The 26,426-nt window shown below is 41.3% G+C and carries 19 protein-coding genes, 1 tRNA gene and 1 pseudogene; 7 read left to right on the forward strand and 14 right to left on the reverse strand.

All coding sequences use genetic code 11. The features are described 5' to 3' along the window. Positions 1-671: 671 nt before the first annotated feature. Positions 672-1,136, forward strand: a complete 465-nt coding sequence (locus ABJF11_RS13570; RefSeq protein WP_348120417.1) for a hypothetical protein — start codon at positions 672-674, stop codon at positions 1,134-1,136. 363 nt (positions 1,137-1,499) lie between these two features. Here ABJF11_RS13570 and ABJF11_RS13575 read toward each other — a convergent pair. Further along, positions 1,500-1,573 (reverse strand) — tRNA-Ile (locus tag ABJF11_RS13575). 90 nt (positions 1,574-1,663) lie between these two features. On the opposite strand from ABJF11_RS13575, the gene ABJF11_RS13580 reads away from it, so the two are divergent. Both ABJF11_RS13580 and ABJF11_RS13585 read left to right on the forward strand, forming a co-directional pair. Next, on the forward strand, positions 1,664-2,281 hold the full coding sequence (locus ABJF11_RS13580) for an HAD family phosphatase (protein ID WP_348120418.1): 618 nt from the start codon (positions 1,664-1,666) through the stop codon (positions 2,279-2,281). 85 nt (positions 2,282-2,366) lie between these two features. Next, positions 2,367-3,137, forward strand: a pseudogene (locus ABJF11_RS13585) (site-2 protease family protein); the annotation flags it as partial. A gap of 395 nt (positions 3,138-3,532) precedes the next feature. Here ABJF11_RS13585 and bshB1 read toward each other — a convergent pair. The 6 genes from bshB1 to ABJF11_RS13615 all read right to left on the reverse strand — a co-directional run bounded on the left by bshB1 (position 3,533) and on the right by ABJF11_RS13615 (position 10,925). Next, the gene (bshB1, locus tag ABJF11_RS13590; protein WP_348120419.1) at positions 3,533-4,249 is read right to left on the reverse strand and encodes a bacillithiol biosynthesis deacetylase BshB1; all 717 of its coding nucleotides are present in this window, start codon (positions 4,247-4,249) and stop codon (positions 3,533-3,535) included. A gap of 87 nt (positions 4,250-4,336) precedes the next feature. Then, positions 4,337-5,362 carry a M23 family metallopeptidase gene (locus ABJF11_RS13595; RefSeq protein ID WP_348120420.1) on the reverse strand — a complete coding sequence of 342 codons (1,026 nt, stop codon included), beginning with the start codon at positions 5,360-5,362 and terminating at the stop codon, positions 4,337-4,339. 5 nt (positions 5,363-5,367) lie between these two features. Further along, on the reverse strand, positions 5,368-6,318 hold the full coding sequence (trxB, locus tag ABJF11_RS13600; RefSeq protein ID WP_348120421.1) for a thioredoxin-disulfide reductase: 951 nt from the start codon (positions 6,316-6,318) through the stop codon (positions 5,368-5,370). A gap of 227 nt (positions 6,319-6,545) precedes the next feature. After that, a complete protein-coding gene (gene pnp, locus ABJF11_RS13605; RefSeq protein WP_348120422.1) occupies positions 6,546-8,693 on the reverse strand; it encodes a polyribonucleotide nucleotidyltransferase in 2,148 nt (715 codons plus the stop codon). Between the two features lie 118 nt (positions 8,694-8,811). Continuing rightward, positions 8,812-9,087 (reverse strand): 30S ribosomal protein S15, encoded by a 276-nt coding sequence (gene rpsO, locus ABJF11_RS13610; protein ID WP_348120423.1) that lies wholly within the window; start codon positions 9,085-9,087, stop codon positions 8,812-8,814. Positions 9,088-9,170: 83 nt separating this feature from the next. Further along, positions 9,171-10,925: an LptF/LptG family permease gene (locus ABJF11_RS13615; RefSeq protein WP_348120424.1), complete on the reverse strand. Its 1,755-nt coding sequence runs from the start codon at positions 10,923-10,925 to the stop codon at positions 9,171-9,173. A 252-nt stretch (positions 10,926-11,177) separates the two neighbouring features. Between ABJF11_RS13615 and dinB the strand changes: the two genes are divergently transcribed. Then, the gene (gene dinB / locus ABJF11_RS13620) at positions 11,178-12,263 is read left to right on the forward strand and encodes a DNA polymerase IV (RefSeq protein WP_348120425.1); all 1,086 of its coding nucleotides are present in this window, start codon (positions 11,178-11,180) and stop codon (positions 12,261-12,263) included. Between the two features lies 1 nt (position 12,264). On the opposite strand, the gene ABJF11_RS13625 is transcribed toward dinB, so the two are convergent. From ABJF11_RS13625 to ABJF11_RS13635, 3 genes are all read right to left on the reverse strand, one after another. Beyond that, on the reverse strand, positions 12,265-12,999 hold the full coding sequence (locus tag ABJF11_RS13625; RefSeq protein ID WP_348120426.1) for an NTP transferase domain-containing protein: 735 nt from the start codon (positions 12,997-12,999) through the stop codon (positions 12,265-12,267). Between the two features lie 78 nt (positions 13,000-13,077). Beyond that, positions 13,078-14,031 (reverse strand): CDP-alcohol phosphatidyltransferase family protein, encoded by a 954-nt coding sequence (locus ABJF11_RS13630; RefSeq protein WP_348120427.1) that lies wholly within the window; start codon positions 14,029-14,031, stop codon positions 13,078-13,080. A 93-nt stretch (positions 14,032-14,124) separates the two neighbouring features. Continuing rightward, a complete protein-coding gene (locus ABJF11_RS13635; RefSeq protein ID WP_348120428.1) occupies positions 14,125-15,243 on the reverse strand; it encodes a phosphatidylserine/phosphatidylglycerophosphate/cardiolipin synthase family protein in 1,119 nt (372 codons plus the stop codon). Positions 15,244-15,402: 159 nt separating this feature from the next. Here ABJF11_RS13635 and ABJF11_RS13640 point away from each other — a divergent pair, with 159 nt between their 5' ends. Further along, positions 15,403-16,533, forward strand: coding sequence for a glycosyltransferase family 4 protein (locus ABJF11_RS13640; RefSeq protein ID WP_348120429.1), 1,131 nt, complete (start codon positions 15,403-15,405; stop codon positions 16,531-16,533). A 486-nt stretch (positions 16,534-17,019) separates the two neighbouring features. Then, positions 17,020-22,758 (forward strand): T9SS type A sorting domain-containing protein, encoded by a 5,739-nt coding sequence (locus ABJF11_RS13645; RefSeq protein ID WP_348120430.1) that lies wholly within the window; start codon positions 17,020-17,022, stop codon positions 22,756-22,758. A gap of 149 nt (positions 22,759-22,907) precedes the next feature. Here the strand turns inward: ABJF11_RS13645 and ABJF11_RS13650 are convergent, their stop codons facing one another. From ABJF11_RS13650 to ABJF11_RS13665, 4 genes are all read right to left on the reverse strand, one after another. Further along, positions 22,908-23,378: a nucleoside triphosphate pyrophosphohydrolase family protein gene (locus tag ABJF11_RS13650; RefSeq protein ID WP_348120431.1), complete on the reverse strand. Its 471-nt coding sequence runs from the start codon at positions 23,376-23,378 to the stop codon at positions 22,908-22,910. Between the two features lie 82 nt (positions 23,379-23,460). After that, on the reverse strand, positions 23,461-23,571 hold the full coding sequence (locus ABJF11_RS13655) for a MetS family NSS transporter small subunit (RefSeq protein ID WP_348120432.1): 111 nt from the start codon (positions 23,569-23,571) through the stop codon (positions 23,461-23,463). Beyond that, positions 23,568-25,061, reverse strand: coding sequence for a sodium-dependent transporter (locus ABJF11_RS13660; RefSeq protein WP_348120433.1), 1,494 nt, complete (start codon positions 25,059-25,061; stop codon positions 23,568-23,570). Before ABJF11_RS13660 ends, ABJF11_RS13655 begins: the two co-directional genes overlap by 4 nt. Before the next feature lie 185 nt (positions 25,062-25,246). Continuing rightward, positions 25,247-25,825 (reverse strand): YceI family protein, encoded by a 579-nt coding sequence (locus tag ABJF11_RS13665; RefSeq protein WP_348120434.1) that lies wholly within the window; start codon positions 25,823-25,825, stop codon positions 25,247-25,249. Between the two features lie 96 nt (positions 25,826-25,921). Here ABJF11_RS13665 and ABJF11_RS13670 point away from each other — a divergent pair, with 96 nt between their 5' ends. Then, positions 25,922-26,425 (forward strand): TlpA disulfide reductase family protein, encoded by a 504-nt coding sequence (locus ABJF11_RS13670; protein ID WP_348120435.1) that lies wholly within the window; start codon positions 25,922-25,924, stop codon positions 26,423-26,425. Position 26,426 lies beyond the last annotated feature (1 nt).

Genomic DNA, 26,426 nt, shown 5'->3' on the forward strand with positions numbered 1-26,426 from the left:
TTACATATATAGGACGTGAGGTCTCTAATTGACATCATTTTTTTTCGAAAACACAAAAAGTCTTAACCTATCAATGCATAAAGCTGTTATTGATCAAGTGCTGGCAAGGCTTGTATATTTTAAAGTAAAAAGAGTAATTCTAAATTAGATGTCTCTTCCTAATTGTTAGACTTCTATCAGAAAAGGTTAACCAGAATTGTGAGATAAGCTTGAATCTATAAAACATCTATTCAACTAACAAACAACTAATTAGGGTTAAATATTTGAGTTCCCGAGCGGATTTGAATAACTATTATGCACACTGAGAATAAGAAAACTTATCAGATAAATAGAGTATACCATTTCGGTGCACTAAAAAACAAAAAAACCCTCATTTGTAATAATGAGTAATTTGGTGGGCCCACCTGGGCTCGAACCAGGGGCTTTCTAACTATGAGTCAGATTATTTTCATCATAACCATTTAATTATCAGTTTTTATATTTTAATGGTCTAAAATAAGTCTAGAAATGATTATCTGATAGCTACGTATTACGTTTTCCAACAACACGGTAATATATCGAGATTACGGCTGTAGTAAACTCATAAAATAACAAGGTATAATTACACATATTTTCAATATTAGGAAAATATGTGTACACTTACCTAATTGTTAGCAACAAAAATTGATACTATGAAAAAGACTATTTTAATTTCAATTATTTCGTTATTTATCTTTTCTTGTGAAGACGACGAAAACACTGGGGCAAATGACCAAGGTGATTCCGACTTAAAATTGAATACTGCATATTATAATATTGATGGAACTACATATGATGTTTCCGAAATTAATTGGGATGAATTCACCTCAGGTTCATATACTATTACTGGAACGGGTGACAACAGCGCAAGTTTAACTATGTATTTTCCTTCCATCCAAGTTGGTGAATATACATTTAACGATCCAAAAACTGGCGGAGATGATATTGGTGTTGATATCGCTACAACTTCTTCGGTTTTCTCAGCAGTTCATACAGAAGGAATTATTAATATAACAGAATCAACCCAAACCTTTATTAAAGGAGAATTCAGTGGAGACTTCACTAATAAAACAACAACACTAAATGGCTCGGGTGAATTCTATATTGAAATCAAATAAAGTTGCTAACATGGTCTGATAACCCATGACCGTTCTTAGATAGTTTTGGCTTCTCTGCTTTCTATAAGTACCGGAAAAATTGGAGATTTTAAATTACACCAACACTACAGGAATTGCAGTTCATCAGCATGCAAGGATAATCCATTGTTTGAACCCAACACTGGAGGGTGAATTGAAGATCTATTGAAGTATTTTACATATCACAACCCTTCATACATGCAGCATAAAAGGTCTAGATTGATTCCCAACCAGCCTTGATCCTGCGACGGACCGCCAGGGACTTTCTGATTATAAGTCAGATATGATATTTTAGTTTTGGACACAAAAAAACCCCCAACACTTACGTACTGGAGGTTTAGCTTGTGGGCCCACCTGGGCTCGAACCAGGGACTTTCTGATTATGAGTCAGATACTCTAACCAACTGAGTTATAGGCCCAATTTCCCGGTACTCAAAATAGACTTTCAGACCACCTTGAATTTGGGAGTGCAATGTTACATATTTGCCCAAAATTACACAAACAAACAGGTGAATATCAAAACAATAATTTTTGATCTCGGCGGAGTAATTATCGATCTGGACTTTATGCAGACTCCTAAGGCATTTAGTCAGCTCACCGGATGGACCGCAGAAGATATCCTCAAGCGATATTTTGAGCCTGGGCTGTTTCAGGACTATGAGAAGGGTTTGATCTCGGATCAGGCCCTCAGGGCTGGCATCAATGAGCTGTTTGGCACCGATCTGACTGATGAGCAAATCGACTCCGCATGGTGTGCCATGCTGGGTGATGTCCCAAGAGCGCGCCTCGACTTTATGAACCAGCTCCGTGAAGACTACAAGGTGGCTGTACTCAGCAATACCAATGCAATCCATGTAGCAGCATTCAATCAAACAATCAGGCAGACTTCAGGCGAAAGCTCCCTGGAAGCGTTTGCCGATGAGGTCTATTTCTCTCATGAAATAAAGATGAGAAAACCTGATCTCGAAATCTATCATGCCGTATTAGAAAGCACAGGTACTCCTGCCGAACAATGTCTATTTTTGGATGATACGAAAGCCAATCTTGAAGCTGCAGCGCAAGTTGGAATCCAGACGTTGCACATTGCTGAGCCAAATCAAATATTTAATCTGAGAGCGCATGTTTAAGGACAAAGAAGAGAAAATCAAAGTCATACAGATCGGATTATTCCTGTTGACACTCATTGTGACTACGATCGCTGGTGCGGAATGGATGACCGGACGCTCTCTTTTTTATGGCGACCAGACGATCACGGGCTCCGAACTCCTCAACGGCCTCCAATACTCCATCCCGTTTCTCTTTATACTGACGGTACACGAATTTGGCCATTATTTCATGGCCCAATACCACAAGGTGAAGGTGACACTCCCCTTTTATTTGCCCTTGTGGTTGGGGTTTCTTCCTCTCTTCCCTTCTATCGGATCTATGGGCGCGTTTATCCGAATCATCGATCTGGTGGACAGTAGAAAAAAACACTTCGACATCGGTGTAGCAGGCCCATTGGCCGGATTTGCGGTCGCCATAGTGCTGCTGGTCTATGCCTTTACCCATTTGCCGGAGCGGGAGTCTATATATGAGATTCATCCGGATTATGAGGTCTATGGACTCGACTACGCTGATCATGTCTATACGTATGACTACAATGTCAGCCGGCATCGCGAGTTTTATCTAACGGATCGTGCGCAAGACTCTGTGGCCTACCTGCAGGATAATGCCTCAGGAGAAGGCTGGAGCTATCGTGAATTTGAGCCGTGGCCTACTTACACTAGCACTTACCTTGGCGACAACTTATTGTTTAGCCTGCTGGAGCACCTGCTGGTATCTGATCCTGATCGGGTTCCAAATCAATATGAAATGGCACATTACCCATGGTTATTTGCAGGTTTTCTGGCCCTGTTTTTTACCTCGCTTAATCTACTACCGATTGGACAGCTAGATGGTGGTCATATCGTTTTTGGTTTGATTGGACAAAAACGACATAAATGGGTCTCGAGAATTGTCTTTATAGGCTTTCTATTTTACTCTGGTCTAGGCATACCCAATCCATATACCATCACAGAGTTTCCGCAGTTCAAGGTGATTTATTTTATCTTTCTCTATCTGTGTTTCACTAAATTCACCCCAAGCAGGCGAGATCGATTCACTTATGCGTTGAGCATATTCTCGGTTCAGATGATGGTGAATTTCTTTTTCCCGACTGTCGAAGGGTATCCTGGATGGCTGCTGTTCGGTTTTCTGTTGGGCAGAGTTTTCGGTATTTATCATCCTCCGGTCATGGTCAACCAACCGTTGGATATGAAAAGAAAACTAATCGGTGGAATTGCTTTAATCGTATTTATCTTGTCATTTAGCCCGAAGCCATTCAACGCTGTTGAGATTCAAAGTAGTGAGGTCAAATCAGATACTCCGGGCATTCTGTCTGCAATAAACCCTTCACCATATTTCACTCGAACCGACATGCCAAACTCTCGGCCTCTGGCTTCGATCAACTCCATAAATTCCGGTGTAGAGATGAGCGTATTAGTGGAGTCTCCGTTGGGGTCAAAAAACTGAGACTTGAATGCCCTGACGGCTTCCATTCTGGTATCCCAGAATTCGGATACGTCAACAACAAAGTCGGGCTTGTGAAAATCGGTCTGAATATAATGATATAGATTTTTGATATACCAGTTTTCCTGCTGCTTATCCCCTAGCAATGTCTTCACATTCTTTAAGCCAGCCAGAAAGGTTGCTCTTTTAACCAACTGTGCACCTTTTGGATGATCAGGATGTCGATCAGAAAGGGCATTGGCCATAATGATATCAGGTTGATACTGACGGATTTTTTTGACCACCTCGAGGACATGTTCGTCATCATTCTTGAAATACACGTCTTTAAATCTGAGGTTTTCACGGACGTGAAGTCCTAAAATCTTACCCGCCTCTGCAGCCTCCGAATCACGAATCTCAGGCGTGCCTCTGGTGCCCATTTCCCCTCTGGTGAAATCTACGATACCCACCTTTTTTCCTTTGGCAATCAGTGATAGAATGGTGCCTCCACACGACAATTCGGCATCATCAGGATGTGCAGCGAAAACAAGAACGTCTAATTTCATAAATATTCAATTTTGTGTTTCAATCGGCTTTAGAGTGAAATACAAAGCCTGATTTCTTCATGGTCTGGCCGCGATCGGCGCCTGGCACTAGGTGATTCGCAAGCGCTGACCGACCCTCAAGATAGAACTTCTTTTGATTCCATTCAAACGGCAAATTTTGCTAATAGATACACCATATCTGTAACTAATATGACCAAGTGTATCTCCACGGCGTACACGATGGTATCTGATTTTTCGCGCTTCGGTCAGATAGGAAAAGGTTTCGGGTGTCACGATCATCGTTGTAGTTCGGATGGTATGGTTTTTAAAGTCGAAAACTTCTCTTGGGTTAAAGGCGTTGCCCTGGTATCTCATCTCAAAGTGTAAATGAGGGCCACTGCTTCTCCCTGTATTGCCTCCGAGGCCAATCACGTCACCAGCCTTGACTACATCACCAGGTTTTAGCAGTCTCTTGCTCAGGTGGCCATAAAGAGTCTCTAATCCATTGTAGTGTCTTACGAGAATATAATGACCATATCCATAGCGGTCATATTGGGCCAATCTTACGATGCCGTCGAAGGCGGAGCGCACGGAGTCTCCTATGGTGAGTCTAAGGTCATCACCATAGTGCCAGCGCCAGCGGCGTAGGCCAAAGGGGGAGGTTACTACTGTTTTGGGAATGGGCATGGACCAGTCCAGTGACGGGTTGTCGAAAGTCAGCGCCAGGGCCAGGGTATCAGCAAATTTTTCGCCGTCAATTTTATAAGGGTTGACCTTGGTTGTACTCCATACGCTGTAATACTCGCGGAGGGTGACCCAGACCGAATCGATCATTAGTTGCTCTGTCACCTGCACCGGCACATCATAAGCGAGCACTACTTCTGCTGTATCCTCATGCATCAAGCTCAGCTCTCGCTCAAGTGACACCTCCTCTTGCATAGCCAGACTGTCCCAGTAGGCGTCTTCTATAGCAAAAAAATCATCCTCTATTTGGACAATGGTATCTTCAGGATTGAAGGCTACAATCTCTTTATTTTTAAATTTAAAAAAATCCTTCAGCTTTTTTTTCTGGCTGAAGGATTCGGTTGCCATGCCCATGGACACGACGCATATCATAAGAATTATTCTCGGCATTAAATCTATTGTTCTACGCTCTCAAACTCTTTAGCGGCTAAAAATCTCTCTGCATCCAGCGCACCCATACACCCGGTACCTGCAGCTGTTACTGCTTGTCGATACACGCGATCTGCGGCATCGCCGGTTACAAACACTCCTTCAACTTTAGTTTTGGATGTACCGGGTTCTACGATCAGGTATCCAGCGTCATCCATCTCCAGGTAATCTTTGAAAATATCAGTGTTTGGCTTATGCCCAATGGCCACGAAGAATCCTTTGATTGGAATATCTCTTTTCTCGCCCGTCACGGTATCTACTACTCGCATGCCTTCCACTTCATCCTTGCCCAACACTTCGTCCGTAGAAGTATTCCATAGCACTTCGATGTTAGGCGTATTTAGCACACGCTGCTGCATGATCTTGGACGCTCTCATTTCATCTCTTCTTACCAGTAGGTAAACCTTAGGGCAAATATTAGCCAAATAGGTAGCTTCCTCGGCAGCAGTATCCCCACCTCCTACTACGGCTACTTCTTTGCCTCTGTAGAAAAATCCGTCGCAAACTGCGCAGGCAGAAACGCCTAAATTTAAAAGTCTTTTTTCTGAATCTAGACCAAGGTACTTGGCGCTGGCTCCAGTGGAGATTATAACAGCTTCAGCTGTAATCTCATGTTTTTCGTCAACGATGACCTTATGAGGGTAGCCGGAAAAATCAACAGAGGTGACCATACCGAATCGAACGTCCGTATCGAATCTTTCTGCTTGCTTTTGCAGGTCAGTCATCATCTGCGGGCCATTTACTCCATCAGGATATCCTGGGAAGTTTTCTACGTCATTGGTGGTAGTGAGCTGTCCTCCAGGCTCACCTCCTGTATACAATACAGGTTTCAATCCAGCTCTGGCTGCATATATAGCTGCGGTATATCCTGCTGGTCCCGAACCCACTATCAGTACTTTTACGTTTTCTTGAGTCATTATTTCAATACTTCTATTTAAAAATGATTTTGCAATTTAGCATGAAGCTAATCGACTATAAAACATTTGATAGCAAAAAAAGTTTACGCTGAACGGATAACATTTATCTATGACCCGATAGGCAGTTGCACTTCTGTACTGGCTATGAGCAAACCTTCAGTTCAGCTTATTTTAAACAAAAAACCACGCTCGGAAGCGTGGTTTCATTATTTTCAATCCGGCTTAACTCAGCCTTCTTTTTTCTCTGGTTTTGGCAGAAGCACTTTTCTCGATAGTCTGAATTTTCCAGTCTTCTTATCGATATCAATAAGCTTCACTTTTATCTCCTCGCCTACTTCCAATACACCATCCATGGTCTCTACTCTTTCCCATTTGATCTCTGAGATATGTAGCAAACCATCTTTACCTGGCATAAATTCAATAAACGCACCAAACGGCATGATAGACTTCACTTTGCCTTCGTAAGTCTCTCCGATATCAGGCATCGCCACGATATTGTTGATTCTTCTCATGGCATCATCCATGGCAGCACCGTCTACGGAGAATACATTCACGATTCCGTTTTTGTCATCTTCGCTTACAATCACTGTAGCGCCAGATTCCTTTTGGATTTCTTGAATGATTTTACCTCCTGGGCCAATTAATGGACCAATCATTTCTTTTTCAATTCTGATGGTCTTAGATCTAGGCGCATGAGGTTTCATGTCAGCTCTAGATTCTGTCATGGTCTTTCTCATTTCACCAAGGATATGAGCTCTACCTGCTTTGGCTTGCATCAATGCTTCGGTAAGCACTTCGTAAGACAGTCCATCTACTTTGATATCCATCTGACATGCAGTGATACCATTGTCGTTTCCAGTTACTTTGAAGTCCATATCACCCAAGTGATCTTCATCACCCAGGATATCAGAAAGAATGGCATATTTGCCAGTTTCCGAATCAGAAATCATACCCATGGCAATACCTGACACTGGTGATTTGATCGGCACACCCGCATCCATTAGCGCAAGAGATCCTGCACATACTGTAGCCATTGAAGATGATCCGTTTGATTCCAAAATATCAGATACTACTCTGATTGTATATGGGTTTTCGTCGTCCGCTGGAAGCATTGGCTTGATAGCTCTCATAGCTAGGTTACCATGTCCTACCTCTCTTCGTCCTGGTCCTCTATTAGGTCTTGCTTCTCCTGTAGAAAATGCAGGGAAGTTGTAGTGCAAGAAGAATTTGTTGTATCCTGAGTGAACGGCTCCGTCTACCATTTGCTCATCAAGCTTGGTGCCTAAAGTTACACTGGTAAGTGACTGAGTCTCTCCTCTTGTGAATACTGCAGATCCGTGCGCAGAAGGCAGGTAATCTACTTCGGACCAAATCGGTCTAATCTCATCCAGCTTACGTCCATCGAGTCTCAATCGAGTATCCAATACACACTGTCTGATTGCTTCTTTTTCTACATCATGGTAGTACTTTCCAATCAGTCCTTCATTGTAAGATTCGCCTTCCGGCAATTCTGGGAGTGCTGCTTTGTACTCCTCAATAATAGCACTGAATTTTTCTTTTCTTAGCGCCTTGTCTGCCAGACCTTCTTTGGCCACGGCATAGACTTGATCGAAAGTTTTAGCTTTGATATCAGCTCTCAATTCTTCATCGGGAGCCTCTTCATGATCATATTCTCTTTTCTCAGTTTTGCCAACTGCTTCAGTCAGTTCGATCTGAGCATTACACTGATCGATGATAGCTTCATGACCTGCTTTGATAGCTTCGATCATAGTCTCTTCCGAAACCTCCAGCAATTCACCTTCTACCATCATGATATCATCCTTGGTACCGGCGATTATCATATCTAGAGCGGCTCCTTCCAACTGAGTCTTTGTAGGGTTGATGATAAACTCACCATCCTTTTGAGTTACTCTTACTTCTGATATCGGTCCTCCAAAAGGAATGTCTGATACGGCTATCGCAGAAGAAGCGGCCAATGCAGCTAATGCATCTGGTAAATCGTCTTCACCTAAAGAAATCAAAGAAATAGCGACTTGCGTCTCAGCATGATAGTCACTAGGAAACAAGGGTCTCAAAGCTCTGTCTACCAATCTACAAACCAATACTTCGTTGTCAGATAGTCTACCTTCTCTTTTCAAGAATCCACCAGGAATCTTACCTGCTGAAGCAAATTTCTCTTGATAATCAACTGACATCGGAAGGAAATCTACTCCTTCTCTGGCTTCTTTGTTGGACACCACTGTGGCCAATAGCATGGTTTTACCCATGGTTACTACTACAGAACCATCAGCCTGCTTGGCCAATTTCCCGGTTTCTATAGTAATCTCTCTTCCGTCCTTTAATTTAACGGTCTTAGTTACTACGTTTAATGACATAAGTAATTTTTTAAATTTTGACTAAAAATTGAGTGTGAGTAAGTGTCAAAATTTGAAATTAACGAGTGAGAAAGAACAAAAAAGGAAGCCTGTGATTGACTTCCTCTTGCGCATATTTTTATTTTCTTAATCCTAATTCAGCGATTATCGCTCTATATCTTTCGATATCAGATTTGTAGAGATAATCGAGAAGGCTTCTTCTTTTACCTACTAATTTCAATAGGCCCAATCTTGTAGAATGGTCTTTCTTGTGAGATTTCAAATGATCTGTCAAGTGATTGATTCGGTAAGTAAAGAGAGCGATTTGAGATTCCGCAGAACCTGTATCCTTCTTAGACTTCAACCGACCATGATTCTCGAACAATTCTTCTTTCTTGTCTGTTGCTAAATACATGCTTAGTAAAAAGTTTAAATAATTATTTTTTTAACGAACGGCAAAATTAGGTATTCAATATCATAAAACAAAGGATTGGCGATTTATGATTTTTTATTCGTGATTGACTTCCACCAGTTTCTTATGTTTTCTATCCAGACACTATAGAAATCTGCATCAAAAATCTTAGCATCCTTCCTGGCCTGCTTGAGGAAAAATATGCCGACCGGGAATAATATCGCATTGGCCATCCACGCAGCATACAGTCCATCCAATACGCCGCTTTTAGCCCATTTGTCTCCTACACTTGTCAGCACATAGAAAATAATAAAGAAGAAGATGGAAATAATAACTGGAAAACCCAATCCTCCACGTTTGATAATCGCTCCCAATGGTGCGCCAATCAAAAACATGGCAATACAGGAGAAAGCTTGAGCATACTTCTTGTACTTCTCTACTACATGAGAATCAAGTGAGGCTTTTAGGCCTTTCATTCGAAGCATGGTACTGCTCAGTGTGGATTTTATGTTTCTGGCATTGCCAACCGCTTTGCTCAGCACCTGATCTCTAATGCCTAGTCGCTTATAAATACTATCGATCTGATACTTGACTCTTGCTACCAGAGAATCATTGTGGATAAAGAGGGTATCATATCTCGCTTTCTTTTTCTTTTTCCGTTCCAGCTGAGCCAAAAGATTCCGGCCCTTCTTTTTACTGATAGATGGTTTTACTTTTTGATCATCAATATTGAGCTGAACACGAGCTTGCACGGGCATCGAGTCGTTTCTCACCTGGGTTCTGGTATTTTTTGGTTCTGGTGTCTTAAAAAATGTCGGCTCATTACTTTCATCACGAAGAGAATCCGGCAGATCCAGTTCTTTCAACGCTCTTAGCGAGTCTGCCAATTGTTTTTCTCGCGACAAGGAGGGTGGTGGCTCCATGTATCCACCAAAATGAAGTGCGTAAGAATTGGCCACACTCGAGTACACCTTCACCTTGGAATCTATAAGTGTATGACGCATCGAGTCGATACTTCTATTCAAGGCTTTTATGCCTTTCATATAGCGGTTATCCGCAAATAGGCTTTCGTTGGTATCATTTAGATCAAACGAAGACAGGCTAAACACTAAGTCCATATTTGCAAAACGGGTGCGAACAAATTGACTAATTTCTCCCTTACCTGCTCGACCAGATTTTTTCTTTTCTTCTTCTATATAGTGATTACCGTTATATAGGTCCATTTTGAGATACCGGTCACCCATAAAGGAATACATACGACACGAATCCGCAATAATCACTCTTTTATTGCCATTGCCCACTGTATGGTCATAGATGATTATCCCTTTTATCGAGATCCCGTCAGGATACTTTTTGTTTATTTTGATACTGTATTTAGGTATACCGTTGTAGAACTGACCTTCGCGTAGATCCAACGAGGGTTTGGTCTGTTTGATATCATAGAGCAAACTAAAGGCCTTCAGGTTGGCTGTAGGAACCACTCGATCACTCAAGAGAAAAGCTCCAATGGCGAGCATCACACAAAATACAAATGTGGGTAGTATAATACGCAATAGGGAAATGCCTGCTCCTTTGATCGCAGTCAGTTCGAAGTGTTCGCCCAATTTGCCATAGGTCATCAGGGAAGAAATAAGCACTGCCAGCGGCAAGGCCATAGGCATTTGATTGATACTAAAGTAGCCCATCAGTTCTGCCAGCACTGCAAAACCTAGATTCTTCCCAATGAAATCATCGAAGTATTTCATCATATATACCAGGAGCAATATGAAGACAGCCACTAGAAAGGTGACTATGAACGGCCCGATAAAAGATTTTAGGATTAGTTTATCGAGCTTTTTCATTTGGACAAATGGAGAGGTGTAGATGTGACATTCAAAGTACCTGAATAATATTAATCATATTTGTGGAGCCACGGAATTTAGTGTTTTTTGCAAAATCGTAAACGATCCATAACAGAAGCATCAAAAACAAAAATGCTGCCACAAAAAAAATCTTTTTTGACTTATTCATTGATCAATAAATTCGTATAACAAGTTGCTCGAATTAGAGCAAATTTCATATTATTTAATGATAATATAAAGATTAATCCAAGATTGTCGGACAATTTACCCATACGGAAAATTATACACATCGATATGGATGCTTTTTATGCATCCGTGGAGCAGCGTGATCAGCCTGAGTTGAAGGGCAAGCCAGTAGCTGTAGGTGGCAGTAGATCCCGAGGAGTGGTTGCTGCTGCTTCTTACGAAGCTCGAAAATATGGTGTTCGGTCAGCGATGCCTTCCGTGACTGCCTACAGAAGATGTCCGGATATCATCTTCGTGAAACCACGATTTGAGGTTTATAAAGAAGTATCTGATATAATCCGGGGAATATTCCAGGAATACACCGATCTGGTAGAACCACTCTCTCTTGATGAGGCTTATCTGGATGTGACCAACAACAAGAAAGGTTTGCCTTCTGCTACGCTAATCGCCGAAGAGATTAGAAAAAGAATTTTCGAATCTACGCAGCTCACTTGTTCGGCTGGTATATCTATCAATAAATTTCTAGCTAAAACGGCGTCTGATATCAACAAACCTAATGGCATGAAACTAATCAAACCACAAGAGGCTGTTGGTTTTATTGAAACGCTGAAGGTGAAGGATTTTTTCGGCGTCGGCAAGGTGACTGCAGATAAAATGCGTCGAATGGGAATTCATACAGGCGCTGACCTCAAGAGTAAGTCATTAGGTTTTTTGACCAAAAATTTTGGAAAAAGTGGGGCCTACTATTTTGACATCTCACGAGGCATAGACCATAGGGTAGTCAATCCTAATAGAATCAGAAAATCAGTGAGTATTGAAAACACTTATGACAATGACCTTACAGATCTAGAAGACGTAGAATTCGCTCTACAGGAATTGTCAGTAAATCTTGAAAAACGATTGGCGAAAAGCCACGTACTTGGCAAGACGGTGAATATTAAGATCAAATATGCAGACTTTGAGCAGCTAACACGGAGTAAAACAGCATCTGTCTGGATGGGCAAAAGCTCAGATTATGATCCGCTGTGGAAAGACCTAATGCAGGATCCTCAGCTTTTGGACCGCCCCATACGACTGCTCGGTCTGGGCCTTTCTAACTTGAATACGGAAGAAAACGATGATTTAGGGCTTCAGCTGACGCTGGAATTTTGAATTATTTGGAGGCTCGCTGAGCCAGGTGAGCTTGAGAGCTTTCGAAGTCTTCTGGAGTATCGATATCATTCCAATAGTATCCGACGACTTCTATGACACGTGCCTTTTTCTCTGCAGAGAGATGGGTGACCAGGTTAGAAATTGAAAGCTTTTGATTGGTAGCGATTAAGTCCAACACATCAAATACGTCTTTCTTGACGTAGAACAAACCTGTATCATAATAGTTGTATCCCTCGATCTCCTTGCCAATTCTATTGATATAATCCTCAGCGTCCACTTTGGTCACATCATCCAAATCGATGTGCTTGTTGTGCTCACCGGGTACATCGACAGCCAATTTCAGAAATGCTCCTTTGTCGAATATCAATTTGGTTTTTAGATCTGAAAGGAAATCTTCTTCGTAGTAATGATCTGCCATGGTAAAGAAAAATTCATCTTCACCTTTTTCTAGCACCCACTCCTTAGCGGCATACAATGAATAGCCGTTTTCCAATTCAAATTTTTCGTTGTAGATCGTAGTGATGTTGGCGTCGTACTTCTTGCCTATCTCTTCACAGATTTCTTCCAGAGCTGGTCTGTGAAAACCAGTAATCACTGCAAAGTCAGTGACTCCTATCTTTTGAAACTGATCGATGTGGCGCTCCATCAGGCTCTGACCTCCCACTGTGAGGGCAGATTTAGGTTGTCCATAATTTAAACGTAAATTTTTGCCAGCAGCGAGTATTACACAGACCATATAGTGATTGTAATCAGTTGATAGGGATGCGCAATGTTAGCAAATTATCAACGATTAATTATGGTATTTCTAATGAAATTAGGCTGATTCTTGAGTGGCAAATTGGAATTCCAGTTGCTTCACAAAATCTTCGTCCATGAATTTTTGTGCCAGCATAACGATCGCTATAGGAACTAATTTGATCACACATACGATCAAGTACAAATCAAAGCGACCCATGATGCTAAAAAGCATGATCAGCGTACGATGAGTATTAGTACCTCCTACGAGTGCCCACCAAAACATGATTGGGTTGAAGGTGGCTCTATATTTTTCTGCGAATTTTTCTTTTGTACTGTCATTGAAAGCTACATCTTCGAAGATGTCTCTCATTGCTTCGGTGCGTGTGACCAGCATCCATTGTCTTTTGGTATAATCAATCTCAAGGCTTCTGAAAAATTTGTTCCAAAATCCAGTTTCGCTTGCAACGGTTGGTAGCTCGCTTATCTTTTTGACCTTAGAGCTTTTAGATCCGGCTACATAGTATAGAAATTCACTCTTATAGAAATCATATACTTGTGAAGTGAAAATGTGAGATACGATTCCGGCAGGAATTGCTAGTAGGAAAATCGACCAGCCCATTTCTCCTTGAACGTAGTAGGCACAGGCCGCTAAGTAACAAGTAACAAAGATGGCGCTATCGATAAATCCGTCGATAAATCTTCCCAGCTCTGTAGACTGTCCAGTCATTCTGGCCAATTGTCCATCTGCACTATCCAATACGCCAGCCAGGGTGATAAGCACTGATGCCCAAATCGTGATTACCCAACTGTCTTGATAAAATAACAGATAGCCACCTACTATTCCGAAGATAAGGCTTATGATAGAAACTTGCGTAGGCGTCATGTTAAGGTATTTGCCAAGCTTGGCAAAGTAAAGACCAAAGAAACGACTAAAAGCCAAATCAAATCTTTCTTCAATATCGATAAGTTTGATGGTGGAGTGCACCTCTGCGTTGTGAGCGTTGAAGTGGTTTCTTATGCTTTGTAACATTACTGCGTATTATTGTTGTCTGTTCGGTCTTTTTTGATCGCTGACATTTTCAAGCTGCAAATTTAGGTAAATTCAGCAACTTTCAGCCTCATCTTATACGTCTGACTTTCTAAATAGATATTTAACACTAATGATCGTCGCAACTATATGACAAAGCTTGCTGATACCAGCGAACAATAAAGGGACAACGTAACTGCGAGTATCCCCCAAACTTTTTTTCAATAAACTATTGGCTATATCCGGTTTTGATATTTTGTTGATAAAATCTTGTACTATTTCTTGATTCTCTGTTATCATAACTACTTCTTCTTCAAAGTAGTAGCTGATAAAATCAAAATTACTACTGCCGCAGATCAATTTCTTATCATCAATCAATATAGCCTTGAGGTGCGACATTCTGCCCTGATATTCATAGAAATTGAAATAGCCTTTCATCAGTTCGTTTGATAGAATGGCCTTGAATACGTTTTTGTTATTGATACCCGGAGATATGATATCTAGCCTGACGCTCTCCGCTTTATGTGTCCGCGTATAGGTCAGCAGGGGATCTGATACATAGGGGGAGAATATCCGGATGGATTCTTTCGCCTCGTCAATGTTTCGAAAAATGTCTTTATAAATATTCTTGCTTCTATATCCGTCCAGATAGTACATTTTGGTGTCGCCCAACTCATCGACAGTAGATTGATCATTTTCAGCGACAGACCTGTGAAAATCATTCGACAATGACTGATTCATAGCAGTGCTATTCATTTCTACCATCATATCATGCCACTCGAAATTGTGCTCGCAGAAATTGAGCCCACCTATGAAGGCTATCTCTTCATCGATGAGCACCATCTTCTTGTGGTTTCTATGTGGGTACTGCAAAAATAGAAAACCCAATGGGTTGGTGTATTTCACCTTAATACCATTTTTCCTGGCCTTTTTGATTATGGCTGATGTATTTTTCACTTCAGCACGAAAAGTTTCATCTTTCAGGTAGGCCGTACTGTAGATAAACTGGTCATTGATTACAAATTTAGAATAGGAGTCCAGACAGAGTTGAATATCTTCTGCTGGTGATGCGATCAAGGTGTCGATCAACCACTCTCCTACCGAATCGCCCTCGAATGACATGGCTTGAAGGTATATACTCTTTTTCGCCTTGGCGGCCAAATGCTCAAACCGCTCCTTGAAAGCTTCAGAATCTACTAATACTTGTCCGGTCATTCGATGTCTTCTCTTCAGATTTAAAAAATGAAGGAGCAAAACTAGCGTAAAAGCATAAATACAGGCTTGTTGAAACACACATTTACTAAAAATTGAAAACTAATGCATAGGACTCTGTAAAAAATTGTTTTTTTGCGTCACAAAAAGTACCGCTTAATTATGAAGATCGCTCAAGTATGTCCTTATGATTGGTCCCGACCCGGTGGGGTAAAGGCTCATATAGAAAATCTCGCCATCTACTTGAGAAAAATGGGCCATGAGGTAAAGATCATCGCTCCAAACGTGAACGCCGATGCTATCAAAGATCCAAATGTAAAACTCATCGGCAAAGGTAGAAGCACTAACCTGTGGGGGGGTACCGAAATAGACATCAACATCGCCAAAGGCGAAGAGATACAGGAATTGAAACGGTATCTGAAAGAGGAGCAATTCGACCTATTGCATTTTCACAATGGCTGGACACCGTTTATGACCTACCAGGTTCGGTACTATTCTAAGGCCAAGCATGTTGGTACCTTTCACGATACACCTGCTGATAATTTTTTAGCACAAAAATTTGTAGGCCCTATCCTCATGCCTCTGGCTGCGAGTCTGGTCTGGAAAGTGGCGGATCATATGATCTCTGTGTCTGAATCACAATCCAGATATGTGAAATCCTTTTTAGCTAAAAATCCGACGATCATCCCCAATGGGATCAATCCTGAGCAGTTTAATACCTCTTTTGAGCCGCTGCCAGAATATAAAGATGGAAAATTCAACCTGCTTTTCCTTGGGAGATTTGAGGAGAGAAAAGGCCTGTTTTATACATTGAAAGCCTTTCGCACACTCAAGGCCAGGTATCCTGATTTGAGATTGCTAATTGCTGGTGATGGTGAACAAAAGCAACAGGCGCTGGATTTTGTGACTGACAACAAACTGGAAGATGTGGTGTTCTTGGGTTTTATAGATGAAGAAATCAAAGCCAATTTGATTCGAACTGCTGATGTGCTGCTAGCCACAGCGATCTATGGTGAGAGTTTCGGTATTGTGCTATTGGAGGCAATGGCGTGTGGTACGCCAGTCGCTGGCTATGGCAATGAAGGATATCTCAACGTGATCCAATCTCCATGGGATGAATACTTTCCTAAACCCAGGGATCTCCAGGCCTTGACTGACAAAATTGAAAAATTGTATCTCAATGAAGATATCCGTCAGAATATGTCAGCATGGGGTATCGCTGAAGCCAAAAAGTACGAATGGGAGCATATCACTCGTAGGGTATACGAAGTTTACCAAACTGTCACCACATAATTAGATTTTCAAAGGGCACCTGGCCCTGGGGATTTTAATTAGCATTTTTAACAATCTGCTAATTAGGTTTCATTGTTCTCATTTGAGCACATAAATGAATAATTAACCAACTCTTTTCAATTGACTGAATTCCGCATAGAATCCGTATTATGCCAGTCTTCATGATGATACAAAACGATCAATTATCTACTGAAACAAATTAGTCAGAATTCAATGTCCGATTTGACTACCTAATTGTCCGAATTGTTGTGCTCTTTTCTTCAACCTTTATCCTTAATCGTATTTGATCAACTTTTTGGATTAAATCAACCCACAGTGGTAATTTTTTAACTCCCCTGATTTCAAATACATTTTTTAATCAACCATCAACCTCTATTTGAGCCTAAATAAGGTTAATGGCTTTGTTTTTTTTGGATCTTTTATTCCGTCAAATAGCAAAGCGACGAATAGCTAATTCTTTTAACTCTCCAAAGAAGAATAAACGTTATGAGATTTATTACAACCATACAATCAGCACCCTTTTTTGCGACTTTAGTCTTGATTACATTCATATCATTTGTGTGTCAATCACAAAATCCTGGTGGAATATCCAATAACCTCTCCGTATGGCTAAAAGCAGATGCCAATGCCTACTCAGATGCCGGAACTACTCTGGCCACAGATACAGATGCTGTAGAGGAATGGCACGATCAGACCTCCACAGGTGATGATGCGATCCAAACTACCTCAGGAAACCGAGCTACATATTCCGAGTCTTCTATCAACTTCAATCCTGCTCTGGACTTTGACCGATCCAGTAATAATTATTATGTACTATCGGTAGAAAGCCTAAATCTAAATAGTGACCACACGATATATGCCGTGGTTGATCGTGAAGTCAATGACAATTCTCAAATTTCAATTTTGGGTACCACTTCAGGTGCTGGTTATTATTGGGGATTTGGAACCAGAACCTCAACAAGCTTGGGTATATCATATCAAATAGGTATTCCTGGATCAGTATATCCACTACAAGGAGGAGGAGGGCTTAATATCACTTCTACAGATCCAATGATGATCAGTGCATCAAGGTCAAATGACGACTGGGATGCTCGCCTGAATGGGCTGGAAACGGCAAGCACAAATTTTGCTGTAAGCTCCGCACCAACGGCAGCTGCTGTTGAATATCGGATAGGTTTTATGAATTCAGCAAATTATTTTGACGGACGTATTGCAGAAATTATTCAATACTCGGCTGATCTTAGTGCGGATGAAGAAAGAAAAGTTGAAACTTATCTCGCACTCAAATATGGCACTACTCTCGATCATACTGCAGGGGGAGAAGCCGGAGACTATGTTAACTCTGCAAGCACAACAATCTGGGACGCTTCGGATAATAGTTTCTTTCATAATGAGGTTATAGGTATGATCAGAGATGATTTGTCAGGATTACATCAAAAACAATCCAGGAATGTTGAAAATACCGCGGGACTCACGATATACAATGGTAGTGGGTATGCCGGTACCTACCCTACTTCCAACCAGTCCAATTCGAACACCTTAACTGATTATCAATCGTTGGTCATAGGACACAATGATTCTACGGTCTCATTTTTAACGACCAATCGAATGGGTCGCATCTATAAGGTTGTTGACAATGGCAGCGTAGGCACCGTTACCTTATATTTTAACAACTCGACATTTACCAATCTAAGTACGGGAAACACATATTACATAATAACCAGTACAGATGGAGTTTTTGATGCTGATGATTCCAGCGTGGCTCTTACAGAAGATGGCACTTCAGGAAATTATTACATTGAAATCGACTTTGACAATAACTCTTCTTCTTATTTTACACTCTTAAATAATTCCATTGCATCTACCCCCGGCAATGTCTCCACCGACCTTGAGGTTTGGCTAAAGGGAGAGGCAGGAACCAATTGCTCAACGGAAGGCTGTGGCATCTCTTCCTGGACTGACCAAAGCAGTAATGGCCACGCATACTCTCAGGGTATGGTGTCTAATCAGCCAACCATTGATACTGATGGCTCTAACTTTAATCCATCTTTAAGCTTCAACGGTACCTCTGATCATATGGACGGACCCAGCCTTGATCCTACCAAAAATCTGTCTATTGTAGCCGTGGTCAAGCAGGTAGCGATTTCGAATAATCATATTTTCGCTGAAGTAACCGATGCAGATGACAAACAGTTTTCCCTCTCAATAGCATCCAATAAAGCCGAATACCACGGTGAATTCAATTCTAACAATTCTAATGTATCTGGTGCTTCTGATATTGGTACATCTATCCGTATGATCGGAACTCATGTCGACAACTCTCTAAACACAACTATCAGATTGGACGGAGTGACTGATGGCACCGGGACGCTGGCCGCAGAGCCTACCAATACAGCTGTGGCCTCTACTATTGGTACCTGGGATTATGAAGCGACTTTTTTTGATGGAGATATTGCTGAAATTATTTTGTATGATGCGGAACTTACTGGGACAGATCTCCAAAAAGTAGAATCCTACCTTGCCATCAAGCATGGAATCACCTTAGATAATACTGCCGAAGGTACGACTGGCGACTATATTAATTCACTCGGCAGCACAATATGGGATGCGTCAGTTAATAAAAATTATCACAACGGCATCATTGCCATCATCGGCGATGGCGGATCCAGTTTAAATCAAAAACAATCCAGAAGTGTTGAGGATGCCACAGGACTAACTATCTACAAAGGTAGCGGGTATGGAGGCACCTACCCTGCCTCAAACCAGTCCAATTCGAGCACCATGATTGACAATCAATCCTTGGTCATAGGACATGATGGAGATCCTACCACATTCAACACTTTAAATACCATGCAGCGTTCGTTTATTGCAGTTGACAATGGTGGTGTTAGTGCAGTGACCTTATATTTTGACAATACAACATTTACTAATCTTAGTACCGGAAACACTTATTATTTAGTTATCAGTACAGATGGAGTTTTTGACTCAGGTGATACGAGCGTAACATTAACCGAAGATGGTACATCGGGTAACTACTACGTCGAAATTGATTTTGATAATAATACTTCTAATTATTTTACACTTGCCAATAATGTTCTGCCATTTGGCCCGGGTGGCGTCAGCTCCAATCTTCTAGTCTGGCTAAAAGCAGATGCCAATGCCTACTCAGATGCCGGCACCACTCTGGCAACAGATACGGAAGAAGTACAGGAATGGCATGACCAGTCCTCCACAGGTGATGACGCCACTCAATCTACATCAGGAAACCGAGCTACCTACTCCGAGTCTTCTATCAACTTCAATCCTGCACTGGACTTTGTCCGTTCCAACAGCAATTATTATGTGCTGTCGGTAGAAAGCCTAAATCTGAACAATGACCACAGTATATACACCATGGTCGATCGTGATCTCAATGCTAATTCTCAGATTTCAATTTTGGGTACTACTTCCGGCGCTGGTTATTATTGGGGATTTGGAACCAGAACAACAAATAGCCCGGGTATATCCTATCAAATGGGTATTCCTGGAACAGTATATCCACTACAGGGAGGAGGAGGACTTAATATCACTTCTACAGGTCCAATGATGATCTGTGGTTCGAGGTCAAGTGATGACTGGGATGCTCGTCTGAATGGACTGGAAACGGCAAACACAAATTTTGCTCTGAGTACAGCTCCAACAGGAGCTACTGTTGAATATCGGGTAGGCTACATGGATTCGGGAAATTATTTTGACGGACGTATTGCCGAAATTATTGAATATTCAGTTGATCTTAGTGCAGATGATCAACGAAAAGTTGAATCTTATCTCGCACTTAAATATGGCACTACCCTCGATCATACCGCGGGAGGAGAAGCAGGAGACTATGTTAACTCAGCGGGTACGACAATCTGGGATGCCTCGACTAATGAAACTTATCAAAACGATATTACAGGCCTCATCGGGGATGGTGGTTCTGGTTTAAATCAAAAACAATCCAGGAACGTTGAAAATCCCACAGGACTCTCCGTATACCATGGGATCGAGTATGCCGGTACCTTCCCCGCTTCAAATCAGTCAAATTTGAACACCATGACTGATAATCAATCTTTAGTCATGGGACACGATGGAGCTACGACGTCATTCTTAACCACCAATCGAATGGATCGTATCTATCAAGTGGTCGATGAAGGCGGTGTGAATACTGTCACCCTATACTTCGACAACGCAACATTTACTGGTCTGAGCACAGGAAACACATATTATTTTATAACAAGTTCTGACGCGATCTTTGATATCCCTGATTCTACAATTCCAATGATCGAGCATGGCACCACAGGTAACTATTATGTAGAATTTGACTTTAGCGATAATACTTCAACATTTTTCACTCTTATCAACAATACGATTGCCACTTCTCCGGGTGGCATTGATACAAACCTTACGGTTTGGTTAAGAACTGATGCAGGAACCGATTGCTCTACAGACGGGTGTAATATCTCTTCCTGGACTGACCGTAGTGTTAATAATAATTTGTTTGTACAAAGTAATGGATCTGATCAACCGGCACTTGCTAGTAACAGTACCAACTATAACCCCTCTCTCACCTTCGATGGCACCGACGATCATATGGATGGACCTAGTTTTGACGCTACCAAAAATTTATCCATCATGGCTGTCATTAAACAAACAACAGCTCTTTCCAATCATATATTTGCTGAAGCAACTGACGTAAATGATACGCAATTTTCTCTTTCGTTGGCATCAGATAAGTTAGAATATTATGGTGAATTAACTGGTAATGATGCAAAAGTATCTGGTGCTTCTGATGTTGGTTCATCGCCACGATTGATTGGAGCTCATGTAGACAATGTACTCAATACAACTATCAGACTGGATGGAGCTTCTGATGGCACCGGAACACTGGCTGCAGAGCCTACCAATACAGCTGTGGCCTCTAGTATCGGAACCTGGAATTTTGAAGGCAACTTTTTTGATGGAGATATTGCTGAAATTATTATGTACGATGCTGAACTTACCGGTATCGACCTCCAGAAGGTTGAATCTTATCTTGCCATTAAGTATAGTATCACCTTAGATAATACCGCCGGTGGTACCGCTGGAGATTATATTAACCCGGCCGGAACCTTAATTTGGGATGCCAGTGATAACAGCTCTTATCATACTGATTTGATAGGGATTGTTCGTGATGATTTTTCCGGACTATTACAAAAGCAATCTGTTTCGATGGATGATAGCCTGCGTCTCTATGTCGGCGGCTTGGCAACTTCCAATCAACTGAACACCAGTACAATCACAAATGACCTTTCAAGCATAATTGTGGGAAACAACCAGGCACAATTAAGGTATATCGAAACAACAGAATTTCCTGCAGGTATCACCACCAGATTTGAAAGGGAATGGAAGATGACCAACACCAACTTTACAGATGATTATAGTATAGAAGTAAAATGGGACAGTATAGGAAACTTTGATATCGATGACATTAGATTATTAGTCGACGATGATGGAAATTTCAACGACGCCTCTTATTTCGGATCATCTGATGTCAATATATCCTTAGGCTCCACACCAAATTCAATTCTTGTTTCTGGTATCGGCACGAACGAAATAGCCATAAATACGACCAAATACATTACTATAGGTTCGGTTTCATCCAGTACGCAACTACCTGTAGATCTAATTTCATTTTCCGCTAAACCTACCAATGAGCGAACTGTATCCATCGTTTGGAATACGGCTTCTGAGATAAATAATGACTACTTCTCAATTGAAAGATCATTGGATGCCTTAGAATGGAAAAGGATTGCAACTATCAATAGTCGTGGTGACTCGAATTATGCCTCAAACTATACTACGGTTGACAAAAATCCCTATGAAAATGTTTCTTATTATCGATTAAAGCAAACTGACAAAGATGGAGGGCACAAGTATTTTGATCCTGTCATGGTTGACCTTAAGTCAAGTTCAGAAATTGATGACGTAGTTCTTTTTCCTAATCCGGTTACAGGAGATGAGATTTTCCTTGACTTTGATGCTAGAGGTTCAGAGCCTGTTTATATAGAGTTTTATGATCTAATTGGACGTAATATTCGGAATACTCAAATAACAAATACTATTGACTCGGAATCAATCCCAGTTGGTTCTCTGTTTAACGGTGTATATATTCTCAAAATTAGAATAGACGAGCAGGAATTTTTAAGAAAGCTGATTATCGAGAGGTAAAAGCATTGTGGTAAGATCAATCTAATACGACTAATAGTAAATTGAATACCTATCTGATTTTTGTCAAAATGATCCTGTGTGCATCTCAAGCATTCATCAAGAATGAATCTTTCCGTAGCACACTATATACCTCGAGCACAGTAAGATAACTAACGCTCTAAAATACCTTTCAGATCTGCTGGAGAATAATTGATAGACTTGAGTGTTTTGTCGTCTTCCGATCTGTAGACCAAAAACAAACCATCGACTTCCTTGATGTAGCTGTCAGTATCTTTGTTTTCCTTGTAGTGCTTCACAGTAGCCTCAGCTTCCTCCATCGTTTTGCAAGCCTTACTCATATTGGAGCGCTGTACTTCATCGAAGAGCTCAACAAATTTATTGCCCAGTCCAAATTCCAGAACTGCACCTGATAGTACATACTGAATATCACAGAGTGCGTCGGCCACTTCCACCAAGTCGTTTTGATCTATAGCCTCTTGAAGCTCTTTCAATTCTTCAGATATCAATTCTACTCTCAACGCGCTTCTTTTTGCATCTGGAATGGCAGGTGAGTCTACCACCGGGTGCTTAAAGGTTCTGTGAAACGCTGCTACCTGATTGAGTGAGTCTATTTTATCCATGGAATTGACTGTTGTGTTAGAATATGAAAGCTCGAAATTCTTCATTCGGGATCGAAATCCCAAAAATGAATAGAACAATCTTTTAATCTTTCTTTTTGGACTCGTTTCTGATGGCCATAGAGAGAAAGTACACGAATCCACCTAGGACTATACCCAAGGTGACTATCATTCCGATGATTGCTGAGGTGCTCATTTTTTTGCTGCGAATTGGTTGTACAAAAATTTATTCATAAAGAAACCAATGATCATCACACCGATCCACTGAGTAAGTATGGATGCGTTGCTATAAACGTCGAAAAAGTTCCAGTTACCATCTGCATTAAACCATGGAAACTCACTGTAGCCTTGTGATAGCCACCAGTAGATGAGAAAGAGTGCAAGCACTATGTTTCCACTCATGCAGATCACAAAATATTGGGTGGAGATCTTGAAATCAGAATCTTCATCCACCAGTTTTTCTTTAAACTCCTTGGCACCGCTCTTGACCACGGCAAATAGTATAAATAGCCCTGTGACTATCAACCCTACACCCCAGACCCAATCTTGATTGGTGAATATATCTAATGAGTAGGCTGATGGAAATCCAAAAATGATGAAGAAAATCACCACTCTAGTCATGGTCTGCTTCCGCGTTAATCCCAAATCATTGAGGTTACGGGCAAATAGCTCAATCATAGGCAGCAAAGAACTGAAGGCAGCCAGGAAGAGAGCCGTAAAAAAGACTACCGAGAGTATTCCCCCACCTTGAAACGTGGAAAATAATTTGGGTATAATGGTAAAAGTCAAGGCTTGATTTCCAGATTGTAAATAGGAAACAGCTCCCTCATATGACGGCGCTAGAGCAAATACCGCAGGCAAAATGGCCATCCCTGCTATGAGTGAGGCGGTGTTGTTGCCAAAGGCACTAATGAAAGTATTTAATGTCACTTCTTCATTCTTTCTTGAGTAAGAAGATATGGTCATCATGAGTCCCCACCCTGCGCCTGTAGACCACGCTGACTGCGTCAAGGCCTCTATCCATATTCGCGAGTTGCTGAAATCCTGCCAGTTGATCGAAAACATGTATTCTAAGCCTAGTACGCCGTTGTCCATATTGAGTGCTATGGCCGCTATAATCAATAGGAGTACAAACAAGCTGGGTATCAAAATGCGGTTGGCTTTCTCTAATCCTTTTTGAATTCCCTTTGACAGAACAAAAACGCCTAAGAGAACATTGAGAATGTATAAGCCTACGGTTATCCAGTTGCCGTTGGATATGGTGTTCCAAAACTGATTGAGGTATTCCGGATTGGCTGTTAACTTCTCGCTGAGCGACTGCTCTGAAAACAGATTGCCAACTGAGAATCCTAAATATCGCAATGCCCAAGCCGTCACAATAGAATAATAGAATGCAATACCAAGGGTGCATATCGTAATGAAAAAGCCCATCCAAGTATATTTCTTACCTGCGAGTTGAGCATACGAGCCTATGACTCCCTTCTTAAATTTCTTACCAATAGAAAACTCTGCTAGCAGCAATGGGATGGACCAAATAAACAGAAAGAGTATCCAAAGGATAATAAAAGTGCCTCCGTACTGGCCCGCCAGTCTCGGAAATCGCCAGAGATTTCCCGCACCTATCGCCATGCCCAGTGAGGCCAAAATAATTCCCCATCTACTACTAAACTGATCTGTTTGACTCATAATTGATTAATATTTTCTGAAAGCGGCGTGATCTGCAATAGATCAGTTTTTTACATCCGTCAATATTATCGAAAAAATCGTCAGAAAAAAAGAATAGTTATATCTGCGGAGAATCGGTGAAAATAGTATCAAAAAAAAAGGCTTTCTTTCGAAAGCCCCAACCATTTCAAGTACAAATTGATTCTTTACTTTTTCACCAGTTCGAGGTTTAGCTCGACTGTGACATCTTCACCCACAATCAAGCTCCCAGTATCCAAGGTGTCGTCCCATTTGAGTTTATAATCAAAACGGTTGATTATAAAATTAGCTTTGAATGCGCTTATAGTTTTATCACCCATGGTAATCATGCCGCTATAGGTCGCCGGAAACGTAATAATTTTGCTTACATCCCTAATGGTGAGCGTACCCGTGATTTCGTATTGATCATCAGTAACTTTTTTGAATGAATCACTCACAAAGCTCATCTGAGGAAACTCTTTAGCATTGAAAAAGTCATCTTCTTTTAAATGCTTGTCTCGGGTAAGGTTCTCAGTCGAAATGCTTGCTACATTCACTTTCGCCACCACTTTTGCATCTTCAAAAGAATTCTTTCTGGCTTCCAGCTCACAGCTGAACTCAGTGAATTTTCCCGTAACAGTAGAGATTGCAAGATGGGATACTTCAAATTGGATGAAGGAATGTGCCGGATCAGCTTTCCAGGTGGTTTGAGATTGAACAGAATAAACTACAAAAAACGATAATAGTAATAGTGAAGCTCTTCTCATTTTGGTTAATGTTTGTTTCACATAATATAATCAATTTTAAAATCATTACCTATGAAAAATATGCTATGTTTGGAATTTCATAGACACACTATACACATGACTAAGACGATATTTTTTGGACTATTCACTCTGATCCTGGTCGGCTGTTCTTCTACTAAAACCCAAGAAGAATCCACCGAGTCTGAAGCATCAGTGGCCGCCGCTCAGCCAGAACATTTCATGCAAGCAACTGACGGTACCTACTACCAATTGGAGGATCTAAAGGGCAAACGTGTCTTTATCAATTTTTGGGCTACGTGGTGCAAACCGTGTATTGCAGAGATGCCAGACATCCAGGCCGCAGCCCAAATATTAAAAGACGAGAACTACGTATTCTTCCTGATTTCTGATCAGGACATGGATAAAATCAAAGCATTTGAGACTGAAAGAGGTTTCGATCTTACTTTTGCCAAACTTAGCGGCAAGGTCCAGGATCTTGGCATACAATCACTACCCACCACCTATGTCTATAATAGCAATGGGAAACGGGTGCGTAAAATCGGTGGCGCCGTCAAATGGGATAGCGAAGATATGTTGGCTAGTTTACGCGAGGTAGAATAAT

Source organism: Reichenbachiella sp. (assembly GCF_039941815.1).
Classification (GTDB): Bacteria; Bacteroidota; Bacteroidia; order Cytophagales; family Cyclobacteriaceae; genus Reichenbachiella.

Bases quoted from the DNA above. Each gene is read 5' to 3' on its own strand.
- ABJF11_RS13570 (WP_348120417.1), top strand. From the start codon at position 672: ATGAAAAAGACTATTTTAATTTCAATTATTTCGTTATTTATCTTTTCT.
- bshB1 (WP_348120419.1), bottom strand. From the start codon at position 4,249: ATGAAATTAGACGTTCTTGTTTTCGCTGCACATCCTGATGATGCCGAA.
- ABJF11_RS13595 (WP_348120420.1), bottom strand. From the start codon at position 5,362: ATGCCGAGAATAATTCTTATGATATGCGTCGTGTCCATGGGCATGGCA.
- trxB (WP_348120421.1), bottom strand. From the start codon at position 6,318: ATGACTCAAGAAAACGTAAAAGTACTGATAGTGGGTTCGGGACCAGCA.
- pnp (WP_348120422.1), bottom strand. From the start codon at position 8,693: ATGTCATTAAACGTAGTAACTAAGACCGTTAAATTAAAGGACGGAAGA.
- rpsO (WP_348120423.1), bottom strand. From the start codon at position 9,087: ATGTATTTAGCAACAGACAAGAAAGAAGAATTGTTCGAGAATCATGGT.
- ABJF11_RS13615 (WP_348120424.1), bottom strand. From the start codon at position 10,925: ATGAAAAAGCTCGATAAACTAATCCTAAAATCTTTTATCGGGCCGTTC.
- ABJF11_RS13625 (WP_348120426.1), bottom strand. From the start codon at position 12,999: ATGGTCTGTGTAATACTCGCTGCTGGCAAAAATTTACGTTTAAATTAT.
- ABJF11_RS13630 (WP_348120427.1), bottom strand. From the start codon at position 14,031: ATGTTACAAAGCATAAGAAACCACTTCAACGCTCACAACGCAGAGGTG.
- ABJF11_RS13635 (WP_348120428.1), bottom strand. From the start codon at position 15,243: ATGACCGGACAAGTATTAGTAGATTCTGAAGCTTTCAAGGAGCGGTTT.
- ABJF11_RS13640 (WP_348120429.1), top strand. From the start codon at position 15,403: ATGAAGATCGCTCAAGTATGTCCTTATGATTGGTCCCGACCCGGTGGG.
- ABJF11_RS13645 (WP_348120430.1), top strand. From the start codon at position 17,020: ATGAGATTTATTACAACCATACAATCAGCACCCTTTTTTGCGACTTTA.
- ABJF11_RS13650 (WP_348120431.1), bottom strand. From the start codon at position 23,378: ATGGATAAAATAGACTCACTCAATCAGGTAGCAGCGTTTCACAGAACC.
- ABJF11_RS13655 (WP_348120432.1), bottom strand. From the start codon at position 23,571: ATGAGCACCTCAGCAATCATCGGAATGATAGTCACCTTGGGTATAGTC.
- ABJF11_RS13660 (WP_348120433.1), bottom strand. From the start codon at position 25,061: ATGAGTCAAACAGATCAGTTTAGTAGTAGATGGGGAATTATTTTGGCC.
- ABJF11_RS13665 (WP_348120434.1), bottom strand. From the start codon at position 25,825: ATGAGAAGAGCTTCACTATTACTATTATCGTTTTTTGTAGTTTATTCT.
- ABJF11_RS13670 (WP_348120435.1), top strand. From the start codon at position 25,922: ATGACTAAGACGATATTTTTTGGACTATTCACTCTGATCCTGGTCGGC.